Genomic DNA, 22,096 nt, shown 5'->3' with positions numbered 1-22,096 from the left:
GCCCGCCGATATCGCGGTGTTCGCCGCCGCCGTCGCCGACTGGCGGGTCGAATCCGCCGCCACTGGCAAGATCAAGAAGCAGCCCGGCGCCGCCCCGCCCAGCCTGACCCTGGTGCCGAACCCCGACATCCTGGCGACCATCGCCGCCGCCGGTCCGAACCGCCCGCGCCTCGTGGTCGGATTCGCGGCCGAAACAGACGATTTGATGGCGAACGCCCAGGGCAAGCTGCGGCGCAAGAACGCCGACTGGATCGTCGCCAACGACGTCTCCCCGGAGACCGGAATCATGGGTGGGGCGGAAAACACGGTCCACATCGTCTCGGCCGCGGGAATCGAAACCTGGCCCCGGCTGGCAAAGGATGACGTCGCCCGCCGCCTAGCGCGCCGGATCGCCGACGCGCTGGCCTAACGCAGGTCATCTCAGGCTTGGCTTGCGATGGATTTACCGCGACGCTATCAGGCGTTAATGCGGCAACTCCAGCGTTGCCACGGTCCCTTCCATGCCGTCCATCGTCAGCGAACCGCCATGGCGAGCGGCGAAATCGCGCGTCAGGGCCAGTCCTTCGCCTGAACGTGGCTTGCCGGCGAAGCCCCAGCCGTTGTCGAGCACCGTCAGGGTCGTGCAATCCTCATCGGTCGCCAGCCGGACGGCGATCCGTCCTTGCGGACGCCCTCTCATACCGTGCTTGACCGCATTGCCGATCAGTTCGTGCGCGCTGCGCAGCACATCTTCACGCAGTCCGGCGGGGCAGCATCCACGCACGAAAACCCCGATGCGGATCACCTGGTCGGGCGCCCGCATCAGATCGACCACGGCGCCAGCAAGCTGGCGCATCCGGTCCGCCATCGTTCCGGGTGTGTCGGTCAGGCCGAACAGGGCGTTGGAAATCGTCGCTGACAGGCAGATCCGGTATTCCAGTTCCTGGGCAAGCTTTTCCCCCTGCGGCGTGTCGCAAAGGCCCGGTGCCTCAGCGATCAGGCCGAGAATGCGCTGCAACGTGTTTTTCGTGTGATGACGCAATTGCCGCAGGTCGATGTCCTGTCCTGCGCCATCCTCCTCGATTTCGGCAAGGTCCATCGTGTCGTCCGATCGCGGAAACGTCTGCCCCTGGCCCTGGCTCACGGCGGAGCGATGGGCGTTGGGCATGAACGCGGCGACGTAGGACATGTCGGAAGCCTTTCGGTTTCGCTGCACCGTCTTCGATGGCGACGCATCCTGATAATCCGGTGGCGGCGCAGTTTAGACGATGAAGCCTTAAAGCATGGTTAAAGATAACGTCGTATTATGCCGTGAATCGTATGTGGGAAAATTTCCCACGTCAATCGATTTTTGCTAATTCGTGGGCATTTTTCCCACGTTCAGCTAACCTGAATCATGTCAAGCAAGGATTTCTCGACCGCGACATACGCCGCCTGCCCGCGACGCCTGTGTTGTGGAATTGGTGCCGGTCGCAGTTAAATCCCGAACACAGCACATCTCATTTTATGTGCCCGTTCCCGAGCAGTGCCTGGGCATTGCCTTGCAGCGTGTTGCCCGTCAGCACCGCCCCGGTCGGGGTCCGGTTGTTGAGCAGATAGGACTCGTAGCCGCCATCGACCCGGAATGTGTTGTGCTCGACGATGATTTCCGGCGTGGGCTGGCTGGCACCTTCTTCGCCGACCATGATCGCGGCCTGATGGTTCTCCGATCGCGGACCTTTCTGGATATGGTTGTCGCGGACCACCACCGCGCCACCGTTCGGCACATCCACCGCAAAGCTGGACGTGCCATCGGTGCCGTCCGCCATGTCGCAGCCAATCACCTCGGTTCGCAGAGACCTCGATTTGATGTGATGGCCCGAACGGGTGCGGAGAAACCTTGAGTGCTCAACGCGCAGCAGGCCGATATGGCCGACATAGATCCCGTGGGCGCACCCGCCGCCGCCCTCGCAGGTGCCGTCGCCGATGAATTCGCTGTCGCGGACGACGATCTTTTTGCCGGGCAGGACGCCGGCCAGGATGCCGTCCTCGTCATCGGCGAAGCGCACATGCTCGACCGTCAGATCGCCACCCTCCGCCCGGATTCCGGCACCGTTGAAGTCGGCGACATGAGCGTTGGTCAGCGCGAGGTTGCGGATCGTGATGGCGTTGCCTTGCGCGATGAAAAGTGCCTTTCCCGCGCAGGGCCGTCCGCTGATCATGGTGGCATCGGGGCCGGCGCCCTCGATCGTCAGATTATTGGCCTTCCACACCGCGCAATCAGAATACGATCCGGCGCCGATCTTGATATGGTCACCGTCATGCGCGACGGCAGCGGCGGCGGATGGCAGTTTGTATGGCATGCCGGGCCCCACCAGTAGCGTGGCCGCCATCGCCGGACCGGTCAGGCAGCCGGCGAGGATCGTGAGCGTGCGGACAATCGTCGCCCAGGCAGAGGATGGCGATAGCGGCATGTCGAGCCCTTTATTGGTCCGATGGAGGGATGTGTCGCACCAACTTACCGCCATGCCATCTGTCAGACCACAGGCAGGGCGTCCCGGACGCCGATCCCTTGGAGGACAATACATCCCTGGCGAAACTGAACGACGGGATGATAAAGATGCGTCCGCATCGCCGCTATCGTCTGGCCGGAGCCGGCGGCGAGCCGATGGGCCCACATATGCCGTCGGCTGCGATCAACACGTTGGAAGGGACCGTTTGGGGCCGCATGGACCTTAAGACTCTCACCTATCCTGGCGACCGCCATTTCGGCTGGCTTTGCCTGGGATATGGCGTCTTCATACTATATTCGAGCACCGTCGTCGGGCCGTTCGGATTCCATTTCGTCTTCCGCGATCCGATCCAGGCCTTTCACCAGATTCTCGCCATCCGATTCGTCGCCAACGGGTCGGACCAGAGAGCCGACTGGATGGGCAATCTGCTCATGCTGGTTCCGTTCGGATTCCTGGTTGCCGCCACGGTCTGGCCCCAGCGTCCGGTATTCAGGCTGCCCGCCGCGATCGGAGCGCTGCTGATCTGCGCGACCGTCATCCTGGCGACCAAGTATCTGCAATTGTTCTTTCCGCCTCGCACAGTCACGCTGAATTACATTGCCGCCCAGGGTATCGGCGCGATCGTCGGCGGTGCGGGATACGCTGTTTGGCACCAGCGCATCCGGCCATCGGTCAGCCGTCGGAATCCCGTCGCGGCGCTGGTCCTGGCGCTGCGGCTCTATGCTGCCGCGTTGCTCATATTCCTGCTGATGCCGCTGGATTTCGCGCTGAACGCGGCGGATTTGCGGGCGTGCATCGGGCGGCTGCCGGACACCATGCTGACGCTGCCCGGCGATGGCCGTCCGCTGTTGGTTCGGGTGACGCTGATCGTCGCCGCGAGTGCCGCGTTCATCCCTGTGGGCATGCTGCTGACCTTCGTCCGAAAGGGCATCTTCCGCGTCGGGCGAGGGGTTTTGGCGGCGACGCTGATCGGTTTGCTGCTGACCGGCGGCGTTTTCGCCTTGACCACACTGGTGATCAGCGTGGCGCCGTCGATGCCCGCCATCCTCTACCGGACCGCTGGCATCGCGGCCGGAGCGGCGGCGATCCGGTGGGTGATCGCGGGCGATCCAATCCGGTATCGTGCTCGAATCCGAGCGTGGGTGCCGTGGCTGGTCGTTCCGTATCTCGCGATGCTGATTGCCGTGAACCGGCTGTGGCCGCTGGAATGGCGGCCGGCGCACGCCGTGGCCACCCAGGTCGATCCGTTGGGCCTGATGCCGCTGTTCGACTATTACATCGTGACGAAGGCCGAGGCTGCGAAGAACATCGTCGCCCATCTCGTGATGTATATGCCGATCGGCGTCGGCTTATGGTTCCGCGATCCCGGGCCGCGAACCGCTCGGCGCGCCTTCGCCCTGGCCGCGGTGCTGTCATTCGCGGTCGAATTGGCGCGCTATTTCCACCCGGGCCTGGAGGGTGACATCAATGCCGTCGCCCTGGCCGGCCTGTCCGCATGGGCAACGGTATGGCTGATGCCGCAAATCTGGTCGATGCTGACGGCGCTGGCGCTGCAGTCCGGTCCGCCCCCTGTTCGGGTATGGAATCGACGCGGTGTTGCCGGCGGCGAGCCTCTGGGTGAGATCGAGCATTTCTGATCAGGGCGTCAGGGCCGACCCTCCCAGTTCCCGCAGCAGCGGCCCAAGATGATGCTGGTAATGTCGCCACCGGCCGACGGAACTGGCGTAGAGCGGCTGTCGCACCTGCCAGTAACTGGCCGTCAGTACGGTCCGCTCGGTTTCATGGAACGCAAGACAGGTTGGATCCCATTCCAGCCCGAGGAAATCGATCAGCCGACGACTCTCCCGTTCCAGGTTGCCGACCAGGGTCTCGTATTGAATTTCCAGGATAGGGATTGGTAGCACCTTGCGCCAGTGATCCATCAGGCGGTCGATCTCGCGTGCCCGAAATCCGCAATCCGTGAGGTCGTTGGTCCACGTCATGGTATCGTCTGAAAAGAACTGGAAGAAGCATGACAGGCACACGTCTCGCGGGTCGCGCCGGCAGACCACGATCCTGGCTCGCGGGAACAATACGGCGATCTGACCAAGAAACATGATGTTATCCACCTGTTTGTCGATCACCCGGACGGCACCACCGGCCAAGTCGTAGAGGTGCCGCGCGTGCGACCGGGTTTCGCGGCGCACCGATGCCCGATCCCACGCGGCAGGGGGCCAAGCCGCTTCCTCCGCACCCAACGCGGCGAGAATCCGGGGGATGTCCTTTTGCTCGCCGGCACCGAAGACCAACTTATGGCTGGAAGCTATTTGTTCCACCAAAGTCGTGCCGGAGCGCGGCATGCCAACAACGAACACCGGCATCTCTGTCGGATCGCCTAATCCCGCCGTTGCCGCGAAAGCCTGTGGACCAACCGCCGCGATCAGCCGATCCACCAGAAGACGATAGTGAGTGCGGTCGAACGCAAGCCCCCGGTCCGCTCGCATCAGCGCGTTGGCGGCGGTATAGGCCTCGAAGGCTTCATCATACGCTCCGTACCGATCATGCACCCGCCCCAACGCGAACCCCGCGGCAATGCGGTCTCGCACTGGCCGGGACGGGTCGTTCACCACGTCCCGCGCCGCATCTTTCGCCGCGTCGTCGTCGAAGCGTTCACCCACCGCGGCCAGGCCGTTGAGTGCGTTGCCCAAGCCGGGTTCGAGCACCAGGGCGCGCCGGTAGGCGTCTGCGGCCGCATCGAAATGCCCCATCCTCCCCTCGCAATAAGCCATCAGCACCCACAGGCTGGACCAGTCCGGCGTCTTCTCGATCGCTTGCCGGCACAGATCAGCCGCTGTGGTGACGTCCCCGATCCGGGCCAACGTTCCTATGATGCCGACTTGCGCGCGCAGGTGGCCGGGTATCAGGGCGTCTGCTCGCCGATAGGTCGCCAACGCTTCGTTGAAGCGTTCGAGCGCGCCGAGTGAACTCGCGACCTCGATCAGCAAGCCGGGATCGTCGGGCTGCAGCGCCAGCGCCGCCCGCCAGCTCTCCACGGCGGCCACATGATTCTGCAGACGGGTCAGGGCCAGCGCGAGACCGATATGTGCCTCAAGCGAACCCGGAGCCATGGCGGTCGCGCGACGAAATACCTCGATCGCGCCGCCATCATCCTGATGCGTGAGTAGCGCGCGACCGAGTTGCAGGTGTGCGTCGGACAGACCCGGATCAAGAGCGACCGCGCGCCTGCCCGCCTCGACCGCCGCTGAGGCATCGCCGGTTTCGCGATAGATGCGCGCGAGATCGGCGAATGCGGGCGCAAGGTTGATCGTGGTGGCGGCTTGGTCCGGAGCCAGTGCCAGGGCGGCGGTCAGGGCGCTGTCGGCACCTTTGGGGTCGTTCAGCCGGACCAGGGCCATACCAAGCGGCACAAAGGCCTCTATCGACAGCGGTGCCAGGGTGGTGGCCTGGCGCAAGGCCTCGGCCGCTCCGGCGTCATCGCCGAGATCGAACAGGGCCCGCCCAAGTTGGAGATGCGCCGTCGTCAGTTCCGGATCCAAGGCGATGGCGCGACGCGCCACCTCCGCCGCCGCCATAGGCTCCCCCACGAGACGCTTCGCTCGGGCAAGATTGGCCAACGCCTCCGGAAAGGCAGGGTCTATCTCCAGCGCGCGCATGATGAGCCTTATCGACTCATCTATAGCACCACGTTCCTGCAGAATGACCCCCAGCAGGTTGAGCGCATCCAACTCGTTTGGGTCGTGTTGCAGGACGGTGCGGTAGCCGGCTTCGGCCAGATCCAACTGCCCAGCTTCCTGCCACGTCAGGGCTTTGTCGAGGATTTGCTCAAGGTCGATGTCGTCTGCCACGCGGTCCCGTACCTCTTCCGCTTTGGTGGCGGCAGGCCCGATGGTTGAAGGAAATCCGCGATCGTGCAAGCAAGCTGGTTAAGAATATACCTTGGGCGCGAACACCCAAGGCCATGACGGACAAGTTAGTCGGGTCGCCCGCGTATTTGGCTACGCAGGTCGATTGCTGGTTCCGGATACCGCGACGTCCGAAACCTTATCGCTTGCGACGGCGAACGGCGGCCAAGCCAGCCATACCCACTCCGAGAACAGCGAGCGAAACCGGCTCAGGCACGGGATTATTGGGGTTGGCATTCGCCTCGATGATGAAGTCAAAATTGCCACCGCTGATCTGGGTGTTGACGATTCCACTAAATGTATCGGTGCCAGCCGGAAGGACAAATGTCCCATGGCTGAAATCGGCAGCACTGGTACCAGAGACCGCGCAAGCGATTTCGTTGTTGCAGTTGGCACCTATCGTGCCCTTGGAGGTTGTTCCCAGATCGACTCCGTTCACACTGATATCGAACGAGTCACCCGAATTTTCCACATCCGTGACCGTAAGAAATCCGCCGAACGGCAAATCGACCGTTGTCCAAGGGGTGCTCGTGTTAACAGGTGCAAACACCACCGTGGCGTTCGTGCCCGGTGTCGGATTGGCGCCCAAAACCGTGCCGGGGCCAAACAGGGCGGAGGCGGCCGTAGAATTGAACGCGCCTGTGTACCACTGATTGGTTTGTATTTGATTGGTTTGTATGGGCGCGGCATGGGCCGGGATCGCCGCGGTGGCAAGCGCAACGACTGATGCACCTGTTAGCAACACATTCTTTAAGCCCATGGCTCTCGCCCCACCCGATCTAGACGCCGTAATTCCGCGTCGGATTCGACACCGCGAACGATGCACCCGTCACTATATCACATCGTAGCACTATCTGTGCCAATCGAAATGAATCGCAATTAATCAATGGTATGGAGACCGTTTTCGCGTACATTTCGTGCGTTAAATTGGGGATGTGTAAAGTTTTCCGACACATCGCCGACATCCGGAGCCACTCCCGACACCCAGCACGGACCGCGACTCGCAAGGTTGCCAATCGCACTGCCATCAAGGTCGGCTTCAGGGTGATATTTTTGATAATTCGCAATAAATGAATGTAAAAATTGCTGACAGCCCATGTAACCATTCTAAATAAAAGGCAATTTTGACGAGCTATCCCGATAACTTCGTGCGCCGATCGTTCGCCGGAACCCGGCGGTTTCATCTGGATGATATCGTCAGGACGTCAGCTCGATTGCGTTCGGCGCGTCATTCCGGATAGGACCCCGTCATGCCCGCAACAACCAGACAGAGGGCGTGACCGATGCCGAGCCCCGCCGACAAGGCAATATTCGCCCACATCGCGCCTAAGCCCTCGTTGTCTCCGCCACTTCCGGACGCGGGCCAGATTTTCAGCGACCATGCGGCTAAGCGGCTGCGGCCTGCCGCCGCGATAGCGGGGCAGCCATCGAAATCACGCGTCCGCCAGGCCAACCAGCTTGCTGTTCGGGGTGTGAGGCTCGCCCAGGCGGGGCAGCACGTACTGGCGGTCGAACAATTCCAGCGTTCGATCGAACTCGATCCCACGGTCGCCACGGTACGGCACGATCTGGGGTTGGCTTGCCTGTATCTCGGGCGACTGGAAGAGGCGGTATCCGCGTTTGGTCATGCGCTTAGTCTCAAACCCGATCTCAAAAACGCACACATGAATCTCGGGAATGCCCTCGACCATCTCGGCCGCGAGCGTGAGGCGGTCGTTGCTTTCCAAATGGCCGTCAGGCTGGATCCCAGCCTGCACGCCGTGCATGCCCGCATAGGGCAGATCTATTTGGCGATGGGGCGGCGTCCCCAGGCCGAAGTGGCGTTTCAGGCCGCTGCGGCCGCTGCGACCGCTGTGGGATCCGTCAGCGCCCGTATTTACGCAGCCTATGCCCAAAATATCGTCGGAGCCGTCGCCGTATCGGAATCGCTGCTGCGCGATCTTATCGCGGAGGAGCCCGAGTGCGGCGAAGCCTATGTCGCGCTCGGCCAACTCTTGGCCGAGAGCGGCCGATCCGGGGAGGCAGCAGCCCATCTGGAACGTGGCCTGTCGCTCGACCTGAATCTAGGTGCGTGGAACCAACTTGCGACGAATAAGAAATTCCGGGTCCAGGATAAAGACCTGATCGATCGAATGAGCACCTGCCTGGCCCGGCCGGAATTGAGGGTTTTGCAACGCCAAGCCCTTCATTTCGCGCTCGGCAAGGCGCACGACGACATCCAGGATTATGCCACGGCCATTCGTCACATCGATGCCGCAAACCGAATCCGCGCGACGCGCGGCCGTTTTGATCACATGACACTTGCGCGGCAAACGGACCATGTCATCGCTTCCGCACCACCAGGTTATCTTGAACGCCGCCCGGAGATGGGGGTTGAGGACGCAACGCCGATCCTGATCGTGGGCATGCCGCGTTCTGGTACCACCTTGGCCGAACAAATCGTGTCGAGCCATCCCAATGTCGCGGCCGGCGGTGAACTGCCATTCTGGCGTGAGCAAAATCTCGCCGGCCTTGGCACTTTCGACGCCCCCGCCAAGCCCGATGCGGCACGCCGTCTCGCCAGCGACTATCTGGCGGTCCTGCGCGGCATCTCGCCTGACGCACATCGCGTCACCGATAAACTGCCGTTCAATTTCGCCCACCTGGGTGTGATCCGGCAGGTGTTTCCACGTGCGACGATCGTGCATTGCCGGCGGAACCCGATCGATACCTGCCTGTCCATCTACAGCACTGATTTCCAGGCTTCATTCGATTTCGCCAGCAATCGGGGCGACCTAGTTTTCTTCTATCGCCAATATCTGCGTCTGATGGCCCACTGGCGCGCGGTCCTGCCGCCGGATCGCTTCATCGAGGTCGACTATGAGGCCCTCGTCGCGGATCCGGAACCGCTCACGCGGCAGCTAATCGCGACCTGCGGCCTTGAGTGGGACGACGCCTGTCTCACCCCGCACCACAACCAACGCCGTATCATTACCGCCAGCCTGTGGCAGGCGCGCCAGCCGATCTACCGAACGTCGGTCGAACGCTGGCGGCGTTATGAGCCCTGGCTCGGCGAATTGCGGGAATTGCTGTCAGACGTTGCTGAATCGTCCCCAATTGACGCGGAAGTGTAGGTAGTTTGGCCGTGATATTTGCAACCAAGGGTTGAATTTGTCATGATCCGTTGATCCTATTGTATGCTAAATCGATGGCATGAACGCCCGTCTCGGTTGTCATGATCTCATCCATTGGAGCAATCCATATCCAGTTGATGTTGCGATCATAAAATGCGTCATCCCATCGTAAATGATACGAGCAAAACCCTTTGAACCACTTGCGGATCGATCATGGCTGCATTAACGTGGCCACTTCAAGATTGCGTGATTCTTGCTTACGGAGACATGTCAGTGAACCGGTTTCTTGCTGCGGGCGCGTCGTTGATGATGTTTGGCGCCAGCCATGCCTTCGGGCAAACTTGCCCGGGCGCGACGGCGCTGACATCAAGTCAGATCTCCAGTCTCCTGACAGGTGGTGGTGGCCGTTGGGCCTGTGTGGGCAACTCCCCAAACGCGACGTGGAATGAGCAGCATAAAAGCGGGTTCGTGCTCGATTACAAGAAAGGCCCGTCTGATCCGATCGATCCATCCGATACAATTGCGCATCCTACGGGCAGTTATTCTGTCGTCTCTACCAATCCAATTAACTCTCAGGCGCCAGGGACAATAACGTACACATACGGTTCCGCTTCTTATACTTACACGCTTTATGCCAATATGTCGGGTACCATCCCGTTCAGCAGCACAGGCACATACTCATTCTGCGGCAGCGGCTCCGCACCGATGCTTGCCGTCACGGTGTCTGCGAGCCATTGCTGACGGCACTGCCAGCCGGCAATGCTGACTGTTGCGATCATGGCAGATGAGGTAGCGTGCCGGGTCCCCCCGGGTTAATGAACCGCTGGTTTGAACGGGATGCCGCCGCCGGCGTGATGGCTTGATCTTGGGGGGTATGTGAGTCCGCACGTCGACAGGCTGGCCCGCTCGGTGCGTCTATCCCTGACTGCAATCTGTTTTGCCATCGTGGCCTTGGGCTGCTGGGACTACCCACTGCCCGCCTTGCCCCTCACTGCTGCCCTAATCGTCTATGCCGCTGTCTTGTGGCGCTGGCCGGCAATCTTTCTCGTCATATGGCCCATTGTGATCCCAGCCCTCGACCTTGGCCTGTGGACCGGCTGGATGGTCGTCGGCGAGTCCGACTTCTTCGTCCTCATCACCCTTGCCGTTCTTCTGCTGCGCGCGCCACCACGGCCGGACGACCTTCTTCCTGCCCTCTGGCCCCGGGCCGTGTTGCTGCTGCTGGTTGCTGCCTACGCCGTCAGCACCATCATCGGTCTGGCCTCTCCGCTCGGTTATACTGGCCACTCGGACAACCCGTTCCTGCGCCCCGACAATGCGCTGCGCCTCGCCAAGGCGGTCGTCGAGGCGCTCGCGCTGCTGCCGTTCATCCGCCGGCGCCAGCGCACCCACCATGACGCGGTGTCGCTGTTCGCCTATGGCATGGCCGCCGGGCTGATGGCGGTGACGGTCGAGGTTCTCGCCGAACGGCTGTTGTTCGCCAGTATCCTGGACACCAGCACGGCGTACCGGGTCGCTGGGCCGTTCTCCAGCATGCGTGTCGGCGGCGGACATATCGGCGCCTACACCGCGCTGGCGCTGCCGTTCACGCTGTGCCTGTTCCAGTTTCGCCCGCGCTGGGTGGGCACGGTCCTGGCGCCGCTGGCCTGTTTGGCGGGAGCCTACACGCTGGCCGTCACCTTCGCCCGCACGGGCTACGCCGCCGGCACCGCCGCGATGGCGATCACCGGCCTTGGGGGCCTGTGGATCGCCACCCGGCGCCGCATGCGCTGGGCCGCGATCGGCATCGTGCCGGTTGTCCTGATGCTGGCCACACTGGCCGGCGTGGCGGATTTCACCGGTATGTACCATCGTTTCGCCGACAGTGAGACCGACCTTTCGACGCGGGAACAGAACTGGTGGGCCGGGCTGGCGGTGCGCGACCGCGACATCTCCACCGCGCTGTTTGGCATGGGGCTCGGCAGTTACCAACGGACCATGCTGTCACGCTCCCCCGTTAATCGGCCGAGCGATCTGGTGCTGGACCGGGATGCCGCTGGCCCGTACGTGTCGATGCGGGTCGAAACGCCGTTCTACCTGGGCCAGAAGATCACGGTGCCGGACAACGGTCCGTGGCATCTGACGTTTTGGTCACGTTCCCCCGACGGACTGGTGGCCAGTGCGTTAATCTGCGACAAAGTCCTGCTGTATTCGGACAATTGCCAATCCGCCGACACCGCGTCCGCGATACCGAACCAGTGGACGACCCTTCATGCCACAATTCCCACTACCGGCTTGGGGCGCTGGGCGTTGTTTGGCCTGCTGCGCCGTCCGGTCGAATTGTCGCTGTCCGGCCGGATCGGCCATCGGATCGAGGTGCGTGACATCAGCCTGACCGACGACTCCGGCCGGCCGATGCTGGCCAATGGCGACTTCCGCCACGGCCTCGACCGCTGGATATTTACCGACGACAGCCACGTGTCCTGGCGCATGCTGAGCCAGTATCTGATGCTGTGGTTCGAAACCGGTATCCTGGGACTGACCGCCTTTGCCACGCTGACCGGCCTCGCGCTTGCGGGCGGTTTACGGGCGCTGCGCGGTGGTGCGGTGACGGGTGCCGCGGTGGCAGGCGCGATCGCCGGGTTCATGATCTCTGGCCTGTTCGACAATGTGCTGGAGGCACCGCGGCTGGCGACCCTGTTCTTTCTGGTCTGCTGGTGTGGTCTGATACAGTGGGATGAAACGCCGAGGTGCCAAAATTGAGTGCCAAAATATGCGAATGGGTCCTCGTTGCCACGGCAAACCGGCGGAAGATGGCGGACAACCGCTTGTCTGGCGCGGCTTAATCCAAGCTTGGATGATCGTTCCGAGGCCTTCGAGACCTAGCGGTGATGCTTCGGTTTTTCACCCTCATGTCCGGTCTCCTCGGTCCGTGGTCCTTGGCACATGCGAGCGGTGGCGCTACACCAGCCGGGATAATAGCGCTTCGAGGAAACGCCTAGCATGATCAACAAGATCGTCCAGTCCATGGCCGATACGATGGCCGGCATCAAGGATGGTTCCGTCGTCCTCCTCGGTGGATTCGGTGCTGTCGGACAGCCCAATGCGCTGATCGACGGGCTGATCGAGCAGGGGGCCACCAACCTGACCGTCGCCTGCAACAACGCCGGCGTTGGCCATACCGGCCTGGCTCGGTTGATGGAACTGGGGCGCGTCAGCAAGATCGTCTGCTCATTCCCGCGCAGCTCCGACCCCGTGGTGTTCGAAACCCTCTATCGCGCCGGCAAGATCGAGCTGGAAATCGTTCCGCAGGGCACGCTGGCCGAACGCATGCGCGCGGCCGGGGCAGGGGTGCCGGCGTTCTTCACCGCCACCGGTGTCGGCACCAAGATGGCCGTGGGTAAGGAACACCGGGAGATCGATGGACGCATCTACATCCTGGAGCAGGCGCTGAAAGGCGATGTCGGGCTGGTGGAAGCGTGGGAAGCCGATCGCTGGGGCAACCTGACCTACAAGCAGGCCGGCCGGAACTTCAATCCGGTGATCGCGATGGCCTCGGCGCTGACGTTGGTGCAGAGCCAGCACGTGCGCGAGTTGGGCGACATCGACCCCGACCATATCGTGACGCCCGGTATCTTCGTGGACCGCGTGCTGCACGTACCTTACGGTGACCCTTCCGGCTTCTGATCAGGAGACGCTGATATGTCCGCTACCGCACTCGCCGACTTCAAGCCTTTCAGCCGCGCGCAAATGGCGCAGCGCGCCGCCGCCGACATCCCCGAGGGTTGGTATGTCAACCTGGGGATCGGGATTCCGACGATGATCTCCGACTACGTGCCGATGGATCGGGAAGTGATCTTCCATTCCGAGAACGGCGTGCTGGGCATGGGGCCGGCACCGGCGAAGGACAAGATCGAGCCGTGGTTGATCAACGCCGGCAAGCAATACGTCACGATGCGGGCGGGCGGCAGCTTCTGCCACCACGCCGATAGTTTCTCGATGATCCGTGGCGGGCACCTGGATCTGTGCGTGCTGGGGGCGTTCCAGGTCGCGGACAACGGCGACATCGCCAACTGGGCAACCAGTGAGAACGATACGGCGCCGGCAGTGGGCGGTGCGATGGATCTCGCGGCCGGGGCCAAGCGCCTGTGGGTGCTGATGGAGCACACCACCAAGGACGGCCAGTCCAAGTTGGTAACCAAGTGCAGCTATCCGCTGACCGCGCCGGGCGCTGTCAAGCGCGTCTACACCAACCTGGCGACGCTGGACGTCACCGATCGAGGATTCGTGGTGCTGAGCATGGCACCAGGTCTGAGTTTTGACGATTTGCAAGCGCGCACCGAAGCCAAGCTGCATTTGCCCGCCTGATACCGGAGACGACCCGATGAGCGAGGACCGCGACGAAGGCGTGCGGATGATCCGCGACAGCGCGGCCGGGATCGCGCCTCGCACTGGTGATTTCCGACGTATCAGGGCACGGCGGTTCATTGAACCGGGATTCGATCGGGCGGTGTTTCGGGAAATGTGCCAGATGGGTTGGCTCGGCCTGATGATCCCGGAAGCCGCCGGTGGGTCGGGACTGGGCACCCGGGAATTCTGCGCACTGACCGAGGAACTTGGTGCGTCGCTTGTCCCCGAACCGCTGATCGGTGCGGCGATGGCGGCTCGGCTGCTGCCGGAATCGCATCTGGCCGAGGTGCTGAGCGGCGACCGGATCGTGCTGCCAGCGTGGCAGGAAGGACCGCACAGCCTGGAAGTCGCCGCCGGTGGCACGGTTGCCGGCAACGGGACAGTCACCGGCAAAAAACTATTCGTGGCGATGGCCGCCGGGGCAGATGCCTTCCTGGTGACCACGACGACGGGTTTGGCGCTGGTGGAACGCGGTGCGTCGGGAACTCACCTGGAGATGACGCAGACCCAGGACGGCGGTGGGTTCGGCACGCTGACGCTGGATAACGCACCGGCGGAGATTTTCCCCGGTGACGCGTCCGAGGCGCTGGAAACCGCCGTTCTGGCAACGAGTGCGTATCTGTTAGGCTGCATGGACCGGGTATTCGGGGTCACGCTGGAGTATCTGAAAACCCGCGAGCAATTCGGCCGCAAGATCGGGTCGTTCCAGGCGTTGCAGCACCGATCGGCGGATTTGCGGATCCAGTTGTCGCTGACGCGAGCGGTGGTGGAGGCGTCGGCGGCGAAATATGACTCGGCGAGCGATCCCGCGGTACGCAAGGCGGCAGTGTCACGGGCCAAGGCCCGAGCGTCGGATGCGGCGGGCATGGTAACTCGCGGGTGCATCCAGTTGCATGGCGGGATCGGCTATACGGATGCTGCTGATCCGGGGCTGTTCTTGCGCAAGATGATGGTACTGGCGCCGTCCTATGGGTCGGCTTCGCTGCATCGGGCGCGGTTCCGGGCGCTCGCGCCGGAGAGTGACGAGGATTGAGGGCTTAGACGGCCTCGCTCACTGGTAGAGGCGAAACAGAGGGCCGGCGGCGGGCGTCGATCATGCGGCTCAATTTGATCGCGGGATGATCGACCCAGCGTTCGAACGCGAACGCAAGGACCAGACTGGCGGCAATGCCGCAGAACTCGATATGCAGCGTCCAGAGCGGTGCGTCGAAGGCGTGCTCCCCGGCCAGGGTCAGGTGGCCGATTGCCCAACCGGGTAGCAGGGAGCAGCCGTCGAAGCCCACCAGCAGGCCCTCAAAGACGATCTGGTGGATGATCGCGGTCACGGAGGGACTGACCGGACCGATGGTCCGCAGCCAGGGCGATCCCGTGTAAGCCGCGGCGGTGGCGTGCGCATCGGGCAATAGCGCATAAAGGACGGCGGCGAGGATGGTAGCCGCCGTCATCGGCAGGCCCAGGCGGATCACGCGGCGCGTCACCGTAGGCAGAAACGCGAAGGGACGAGCGGAGAAGGCGTAAGTCAGGGCGACGCCGCTCATAATGAAGAACAGATAGACGGCCGAGTGCCCATCCTACAGGAAAATGAACGGCGCGGTCAGGAGGCCGCGCCACCAGAAGTCATAGATCGGCAGCGGATAGGTCGAGTCCATGGTCGGCGAAAATGCGAAGACATAGTGCAGTAGAACGACCTGCATGGCGGCCAGCCCGCGTAAACCGTCGAGCCAGCCCAAGCGCGGCGTGTTCCGGCTCGGCTCGGTCATCGATCGCCCTCGGGTGCCGAGCGGTTCCACCGATACCGAGGAGCCGGCGGCGCATCGGCGACTGAAAGCCGAAGTCTATGTGGGGTGTGGTTTCAATTTGGTATCATTGGCGGCGGAATGCCGGCATCACCGCCTCCGACACCCATTGAAACTGCTCCAGCATCAGTGCCTCGGGCGTGCCCATCGGGGTGCTGAGGTTGATGTCCTGCATCCCGGGATAGCGGTTTTCCAGGTCCTTCAGGTAGGCGACCAGGTCTTCGGGCGTGCCGGCAAACCAGGCGCCGGTTTCCATGTAGTGCTCCAGCGTCGGCACGCCCGCCTCGGCCCAGCCACCGCGCTTGCCGATGGCCGCGACCTGCGCTGGCGTGGCGCCGGGCAGGAAACCCAGCGGGGCGAACATCTTGGCGTGTTCCTCATATAGCGGCCGCAGCGCCGCCACGGCTTTTTCGCGGGTTTCGGCGAGGTGGAAGAAGATGCCCAACATCAGGTTCTCGCCAAGTTTCAGGTCCTGGCCGGCGCGGGCGGCGGCCTGCTGGTAGGCGGTGATCGGACCTTGCTGCAACGTCGCCGCGCCGCCGCCCACGGCACCCTTGATGCCGTGCTTGACCATAAAATCCAAACCGCGGGCGCTGGCGCTGACCACCGGCTGCCACGTCTCCGTCGAGTGGATCGGACGCGGGACCAACGTCAGTTCCTTCAGCGTGTAGCCGCGATAGGGGACCTCCGGCGGCAGGGTGTAGTGCTTGCCGTGGTGCGCGAAGGATTCATTGTTGAACGCCTTGAAAATGATCTCGACCTGCTCCTCGAACAGGTCCCGGTTGGCGTCCTGGTCGAGCATCGGGGCGCCGAAGGCCTCGACTTCGCGCGTATGGTAGCCGCGGCCGACGCCGAACACGGTGCGGCCCTTGGTGAGGATATCGGCGACGGCGTAGTCTTCGGCCAGCCGCAGTGGGTGCCACATCGGCGCGATGTTGAAGCCGCAGCCAATCTTGAGGGTTCTCGTCGTGTGCGCGAGGTGGACCGCGAGCATCAGCAAGTTCGGGATGACCTCGTAGCCCTCGTACTGGAAGTGGTGTTCGGCCATCCACAGCGTGTCCCAGCCGAGGCGGTCCATTAGCATCGCGATGCGTTCGGATTTGCCGAAGACGCCGGCCAGTTCTGTGTTGGAGAAGCGGCGTTCGTTGGCCGGCGTGGCGTTCTGGCCGTGGTCCGGCAGATCGATATGGCCGGGATAGACGGTGGAGAAGCGTGTGATCATGGCGTTTTTCTCCCTGGGTTGATTGGCGTCGACTCTACCGTCCGCGCCTCGGCCGGGCCAAGCCCGCCGGCCGCGCGGGCGGAGATGAAAGTCACCGCGGCGGCATGCGCAAGGCGCCATCCAACCGGATGACCTCACCATTCAAGAAACGATTGCGCACGATATGCTCCACCAGTTCGGCGTATTCGGATGGCCGGCCCAGCCGAGCCGGGAACGGGATGCCGGCGCCCAGGCTGGCCTGCACCTCGGGCGGCAATCCGTCCACCATCGGCGTGTGGAACAGTCCCGGCGCGATGGTCACCACCCGCACGCCGGCCCGAGCCAGTTCACGTGCCGCTGGCAGCGTCAGCCCGACCACGCCGCCCTTCGACGCCGCATAGGCCGGCTGCCCGACCTGACCCTCATACGCCGCGATCGAGGCCGTGTTCACGATCACGCCGCGTTCGCCTTCGTCCAGCGGTTCGGCGTCGGACATCTCCGCCGCCGCGAGACGCAGCATGTTGAACGTGCCGATCAGGTTGACCCGGATAACACGCTCGAATGCCTCCAGCTTCAGCGGCCCGTCACGTCCGACGATGCGCCCGGCGGTGCCGACGCCGGCGCAGTTCACCAGGATGCGGACCGGCCCATGGGCCTTGCGAGCAGCGGCGAAGGCGACCTCGCCCGATGCCGCATCCGCGACGTCGCAGCCGATGCCGATGCCACCGATCGTCGCGGCGCGGGCTTCGGCCGCCGCCTGGTTGATGTCGGCCACGGCCACCTTGCAGCCTAGCGCCGCCAGATGCGCCGCCGTCGCCGCGCCCAACCCGGAACCGCCACCCGTCACCAGCGCCGCGAGACCGTCGATCCGCATCGTGTTTTCCTCCGTTACCGGCATGCAGAAACCACCCCGCGCGGGCGCACGCAAGTCTGGCTTGACCGCCGCGCGGTCCCGTCTGAAAACCAACGCAACGAACCAGGGAGCAACGCAGCATGACCGACGCCCCGTCCTATGCGGCAGCCTACGGCGACTGGATGCGCGATCCCGCCGCCTACTGGGCGGCGGAGGCTCAAGGCATCGACTGGATTAGGTCGTGGGACAAGGTTTTCGATCCATCCCTGGGCGCCTTCGGCCAGTGGTTCGCCGGCGGAATGCTGAACACCTGCTACAATTGCCTGGATCGCCACGTCGAAGCCGGCCGAGGCGCGCAAGCCGCGCTGATCCACGACAGCCCGATGACCGACACCGTCACAACCTTCACCTACGCGGAACTGCTGGACCGCACGGAGCGCCTGGCCGGCGCGCTGGCCTCCCTGGGGGTCACCAAGGGCGACCGTGTCGTCATCTACATGCCCATGGTTCCCGAGGCCGCCATTGCCATGCTGGCCAGCGCCCGCCTCGGCGCCATCCACTCCGTCGTGTTCGGCGGGTTCGCGGCGGCTGAACTGGCCTCGCGCATCGCCGATGCCAAGCCCAAGGTGATCGTCTCGGCGTCCTGCGGGCTGGAGCCAGGCCGGGTGATCCAATACAAGCCTCTGCTGGACGCCGCCATCACACTGTCGCCGCACAAGCCCGATGCCTGCCTTATCCTGCAGCGTCCGCAGGCCCAGGCGGCGCTGACGCCGGGCCTGGATCATGATTTCGCTGCCGCGATGGATGCGGCTGTCCCGCATGGCTGCGTTCCCGTGCCGGCGACCGATCCGCTGTATGTGCTGTACACCTCCGGCACCACCGGCCGGCCCAAGGGGGTGGTTCGGGACAATGGCGGTCACGCGGTCGCGCTGTGGAACTCGATGCGGATGATCTACGGGGTGGACACGGGCGACGTGTGGTGGACCGCCTCCGACGTCGGCTGGGTCGTCGGCCACAGCTACATCGTCTACGGCCCGCTGCTGCGCGGCTGCACCTCGGTGATGTATGAGGGCAAGCCCGTCGGCACACCCGATGCCGGCGCGTTCTGGCGGGTGATCGCGCAGCACAAGGTGAAGGTGCTGTTCACCGCCCCCACCGCAATACGCGCCATCAAGCAGCAGGACCCCGAGGGCGCGCTGACCCGCCGCCATGACCTGTCGTCGTTGCAGGCGCTGTATCTCGCCGGCGAGCGCTGCGACCCACCGACGGCGATCTGGGCGCACGAACTGTTCGGCAAACCCATCGTCGATCACTGGTGGCAGACCGAGACAGGCTGGCCGATCACCGCCGGCTTCCGTCAGTTCGGCCTGTTCCCGTTCAAACCCGGCAGCGGCGGTCGCCCATGTCCTGGCTACGACCTGCACGCCCTGGACGACAACGGCCGGGTGCTGTCCGCTGGCGAGACCGGCAACCTGTCGCTGCGGCTGCCCCTGCCGCCTGGCTGTGGCCCGACGCTGTGGCAGAACGACGAGGGCTACCGCACGTCCTACCTGTCCGACTTCCCCGGCTGGTACCGCACGGGCGACGCCGGCGTGGTCGATTCGGATGGTGACGTCTGGGTGATGGGGCGCACTGACGACATCATCAACGTCGCCGGCCATCGTTTGTCCACCGGATCGATGGAGGAAGTTCTCGCCTCCCACCATGATGTCGCCGAATGCGCGGTGATCGGCGCGCGCGACGAGCTGAAAGGCCAGGCCCCGATGGGATTCGTGGTGCTGAAAGCTGGCGTCAATCGGCCGGAGGCGGACGTCGCCGCCGAACTGATCGCTCTGGTCCGCGAACGCATCGGCCCCGTCGCCGCCTTCAAGGATGCAAGGGTCGTGGCGCGGCTGCCCAAGACCCGATCGGGAAAGATCCTGCGCGGCAGCATCCGGCGGATCGCGGATGGAGAGGACGCGCCGGTACCCCCGACGATCGAGGACCCCGCGGCGCTGGATGAGTTACGGGCGTTGTTCGGCGGGTAGGATCGAACGCGTTGAGCAGCCAGCGTTTGTTGGCGTCGGATGGGTGCGTTCGCCAGTGGTGAGGAATTTGTGAGCCGGCTACACCGAAAGCTGATCGGCAGGCACACGACCCCGCTTGGATATCCACTCGACCAGTTTGGGTGCCGGCAGGGGGCGGGAGAAAAGATAACCCTGGGCGACCTGGCAATCGAGATCAATAAGAACCCGATGCTGCTCCTCGGTCTCCACGCCCTCGGCCACGACGGTCAATCCCAGGCTTTGTCCGATCCTCACAACCGCTGTAGCCAGTGCAAGTGCCCTGCTGTCCTTGTCGACATTCCGCATGAAGCTACGGTCGATCTTCAGTTCACTAATCGGCAGATTATAGAGCCCCGATAAACTGGAGAAACCGGTTCCGAAGTCATCCATCGACAGCCGTACCCCGATCTCTCGGATGGCCAGGATGATATCATGCGTGCGCTTGCCGCCATGGATCATGACGCCCTCGGTTATTTCCAGCGTCAGGTTCTCTGGTGGCAGCCGAAATTCGGCGAGCACGCCTACAAGAAAAGCAGGGAACTGCGGATCACAAAAATGCAGCGGTGAGATGTTGACCGAGATCGCCGGAACGACGATGCCGGCCTCGCGCCAATCGGTCATTTGCCTGCAGGCGCGGCGAAGCGACCAGCAGCCGAGCATGTTGATCAAGCCCAGGTCTTCTGCGATCGGAATGAATCGCGCGGGCGGGACTTGACCCAGCCCCGGATCCGTCCAGCGCATCAGGGCCTCGACACCATGTAGCGCCAGACCGTTTGTGATCACTTGTGGTTGGTAATGAAGCTGCAGCACTTCATTGGCCAACGCTGCTCTCAACGCCGAGCAGATTATAAAGCGGTCTTGGGCAATCCGGTTCATTCGCGGACTGAAAAAGCGATAGCTTCCCCGTCCGTCGGCCTTGACCTGAGACAAGGCAGTGCCCGCTTGTCTGAGCAGGGTCCCCGCATCGCCTCCGTCGTCCGGGAACAGGCTGATTCCGATGCTCACGGATGGCACCAACGCCCCGCCTGATATGACAACAGGGCTCGCGAATGCTTCAAGCAATTGCTGCGCTCGCCTGGACGCAACCGGGGCGTCGGTGTTGGGAAGCACGACCAGGAATTCATCCCCGCTGAACCGATAGGCTGTCTCCTCCTGCAAGAGAAAGGAGCGCAAGCGATTGGCGGTTTCAACCAGCAGCAGATCGCCGGTCGAATGACCGTGCACTTCGTTGATATCCCGGAATAGATCCAGATCGACGAAGAAGAAGGCCGTATTTCGTCCCTCTTTTGGCAGGCGCTCGGCCATGTCTTGTTCGAACCTGGCTTTGTTCGGCAATCCTGTGAGGGGATCGAAATGCAACAATTGCGCGATCCGGCCCTTGGTCTCGCTGTGTTCGATCGCAAGCATGCACAGATGTAAACATGCATCGACGACTTGTTCATGCCATGCGTCGGGCCCGCGTTTCTCACGAAAGTAGAACGCGAATGTTCCCACGACTTCGCCGTTGCGCTGCTTGATCGGCGATGACCAACATACGACCAGGTCATGCGGAAGCTCAAGGTACCGATAAGGCTCCCATCGCGGGTCAGTTGCGATGTCCCGAACCAGCACCGGCTCGCCAAGAAACGCCGCGCTGCCGCAACTCCCCACGTTTTCACCGATTTTCACACCGTCCAGTCCGGCACAATATCGGGCAGGCAGGCTCGGGCCGCTTAAGGGGCGCAACCGGCCCTCCGCGTCCACCAGCAAGATCGACACGACAATATCCGGCGCCATCTGTTCGACCTGGAGACAGAGGAAATCGCCGGCGTCTTTCAGTGCCATGCCGCCGGCCAGTTTTTCCAGTATGTCGCGGCGAAGCATCTCGATCAGCCTGTTCCTGGTTACGTCGACCAGAAAGACGACGACATTGCGGACCGCGGCATCGTCATCGAGAATGGGGCTGACTGTGCTGGAAACCCATATATGCCTGCCTTCCATGTCCCGGGCGGGAAGATCGACATGGAACCCCTCCGTCCCCCACAGATTCTGCCGCCAAAGCGCCAGCGCATCGGCATTCGTCTGTTCGGCGATCAGAAACGTGGTCGGAACTTGTCCAATCACGTCTGACAAATGGTAACCAAACGATTTCGAGAACGCATTGTTGATATAGACGACGCGCCGCTCTCGATCCAGGATCATGACCGACTGATCCGTCCCGTTCGCCACAAGCGACAGCAGGTGGAGTTCCTCTTGACGCCCGTCTCAGCTGCCCGCGCGCTTCAAAGGCCGTCCATCACGACGATGGTTCCCACAACTGTCGGTCATCCTACACTATAGGACTGAC

Annotated in this window: 18 protein-coding genes; 9 read left to right on the top strand and 9 right to left on the bottom strand. The window is 63.1% G+C overall.

The genetic code is table 11. The features are described from left to right. A partial coding sequence (locus GSQ89_RS30695; RefSeq protein ID WP_305782265.1) for a phosphopantothenoylcysteine decarboxylase occupies positions 1–409 on the top strand: 409 nt, incomplete at its 5' end. Positions 410–463: 54 nt separating this feature from the next. Here the strand turns inward: GSQ89_RS30695 and GSQ89_RS30690 are convergent. Both GSQ89_RS30690 and GSQ89_RS30685 read right to left on the bottom strand, forming a co-directional pair. Beyond that, the gene (locus tag GSQ89_RS30690; protein WP_158931904.1) at positions 464–1,168 is read right to left on the bottom strand and encodes an ATP-binding protein; all 705 of its coding nucleotides are present in this window, start codon (positions 1,166–1,168) and stop codon (positions 464–466) included. 310 nt (positions 1,169–1,478) lie between these two features. Further along, a complete protein-coding gene (locus tag GSQ89_RS30685; RefSeq protein ID WP_158931903.1) occupies positions 1,479–2,432 on the bottom strand; it encodes a hypothetical protein in 954 nt (317 codons plus the stop codon). Between the two features lie 254 nt (positions 2,433–2,686). Between GSQ89_RS30685 and GSQ89_RS30680 the strand changes: the two genes are divergently transcribed. Next, positions 2,687–4,108, top strand: a complete 1,422-nt coding sequence (locus tag GSQ89_RS30680) for a VanZ family protein (RefSeq protein WP_216856490.1) — start codon at positions 2,687–2,689, stop codon at positions 4,106–4,108. Here GSQ89_RS30680 and GSQ89_RS30675 read toward each other — a convergent pair whose 3' ends face one another. Beyond that, entirely contained in the window at positions 4,109–6,316 is a 2,208-nt protein-coding gene (locus GSQ89_RS30675; RefSeq protein WP_158931901.1) for a tetratricopeptide repeat-containing sulfotransferase family protein, read from the bottom strand. A 196-nt stretch (positions 6,317–6,512) separates the two neighbouring features. Continuing rightward, positions 6,513–7,133: a PEP-CTERM sorting domain-containing protein gene (locus GSQ89_RS38820; RefSeq protein ID WP_216856489.1), complete on the bottom strand. Its 621-nt coding sequence runs from the start codon at positions 7,131–7,133 to the stop codon at positions 6,513–6,515. Between the two features lie 712 nt (positions 7,134–7,845). Between GSQ89_RS38820 and GSQ89_RS30665 the strand changes: the two genes are divergently transcribed. The 6 genes from GSQ89_RS30665 (at position 7,846) to GSQ89_RS30640 (ending at position 14,908) form a co-directional block, all read left to right on the top strand. After that, entirely contained in the window at positions 7,846–9,486 is a 1,641-nt protein-coding gene (locus tag GSQ89_RS30665; RefSeq protein WP_216856488.1) for a sulfotransferase, read from the top strand. 213 nt (positions 9,487–9,699) lie between these two features. Next, positions 9,700–10,227 (top strand): hypothetical protein, encoded by a 528-nt coding sequence (locus tag GSQ89_RS30660; protein WP_158931899.1) that lies wholly within the window; start codon positions 9,700–9,702, stop codon positions 10,225–10,227. A 321-nt stretch (positions 10,228–10,548) separates the two neighbouring features. Continuing rightward, a complete protein-coding gene (locus GSQ89_RS30655) occupies positions 10,549–12,228 on the top strand; it encodes a hypothetical protein (RefSeq protein WP_158931898.1) in 1,680 nt (559 codons plus the stop codon). 240 nt (positions 12,229–12,468) lie between these two features. Beyond that, positions 12,469–13,152 carry a 3-oxoacid CoA-transferase subunit A gene (locus tag GSQ89_RS30650; protein ID WP_158931897.1) on the top strand — a complete coding sequence of 228 codons (684 nt, stop codon included), beginning with the start codon at positions 12,469–12,471 and terminating at the stop codon, positions 13,150–13,152. Positions 13,153–13,167: 15 nt separating this feature from the next. Beyond that, the gene (locus tag GSQ89_RS30645; RefSeq protein WP_158931896.1) at positions 13,168–13,833 is read left to right on the top strand and encodes a 3-oxoacid CoA-transferase subunit B; all 666 of its coding nucleotides are present in this window, start codon (positions 13,168–13,170) and stop codon (positions 13,831–13,833) included. A 16-nt stretch (positions 13,834–13,849) separates the two neighbouring features. Beyond that, positions 13,850–14,908: an acyl-CoA dehydrogenase family protein gene (locus GSQ89_RS30640; protein WP_158931895.1), complete on the top strand. Its 1,059-nt coding sequence runs from the start codon at positions 13,850–13,852 to the stop codon at positions 14,906–14,908. Positions 14,909–14,912: 4 nt separating this feature from the next. Here GSQ89_RS30640 and GSQ89_RS30635 read toward each other — a convergent pair whose 3' ends face one another. From GSQ89_RS30635 to GSQ89_RS30620, 4 genes are all read right to left on the bottom strand, one after another. After that, complete coding sequence (locus GSQ89_RS30635; RefSeq protein ID WP_256367362.1) at positions 14,913–15,425, bottom strand: acyltransferase family protein; 513 nt, start codon at positions 15,423–15,425, stop codon at positions 14,913–14,915. Positions 15,426–15,446: 21 nt separating this feature from the next. Continuing rightward, positions 15,447–15,635 carry a hypothetical protein gene (locus GSQ89_RS30630; protein WP_158931893.1) on the bottom strand — a complete coding sequence of 63 codons (189 nt, stop codon included), beginning with the start codon at positions 15,633–15,635 and terminating at the stop codon, positions 15,447–15,449. 103 nt (positions 15,636–15,738) lie between these two features. Next, positions 15,739–16,893 carry an LLM class flavin-dependent oxidoreductase gene (locus GSQ89_RS30625; protein ID WP_158931892.1) on the bottom strand — a complete coding sequence of 385 codons (1,155 nt, stop codon included), beginning with the start codon at positions 16,891–16,893 and terminating at the stop codon, positions 15,739–15,741. A gap of 91 nt (positions 16,894–16,984) precedes the next feature. Beyond that, positions 16,985–17,746, bottom strand: a complete 762-nt coding sequence (locus GSQ89_RS30620; protein ID WP_158931891.1) for an SDR family NAD(P)-dependent oxidoreductase — start codon at positions 17,744–17,746, stop codon at positions 16,985–16,987. A 119-nt stretch (positions 17,747–17,865) separates the two neighbouring features. Between GSQ89_RS30620 and GSQ89_RS30615 the strand changes: the two genes are divergently transcribed. After that, positions 17,866–19,752, top strand: coding sequence for a propionyl-CoA synthetase (locus GSQ89_RS30615; protein WP_158931890.1), 1,887 nt, complete (start codon positions 17,866–17,868; stop codon positions 19,750–19,752). A 78-nt stretch (positions 19,753–19,830) separates the two neighbouring features. Here the strand turns inward: GSQ89_RS30615 and GSQ89_RS30610 are convergent, their stop codons facing one another. Continuing rightward, the gene (locus GSQ89_RS30610; RefSeq protein ID WP_256367361.1) at positions 19,831–21,990 is read right to left on the bottom strand and encodes an EAL domain-containing protein; all 2,160 of its coding nucleotides are present in this window, start codon (positions 21,988–21,990) and stop codon (positions 19,831–19,833) included. Positions 21,991–22,096: the final 106 nt, after the last annotated feature.

It is taken from the genome of Acidisphaera sp. S103 (assembly GCF_009765975.1).
Taxonomy (GTDB): domain Bacteria; phylum Pseudomonadota; class Alphaproteobacteria; order Acetobacterales; family Acetobacteraceae; genus Rhodopila.
Note: the sequence above shows the minus strand (reverse complement) of the source record. Positions and strands in the feature narration are given on the sequence as shown.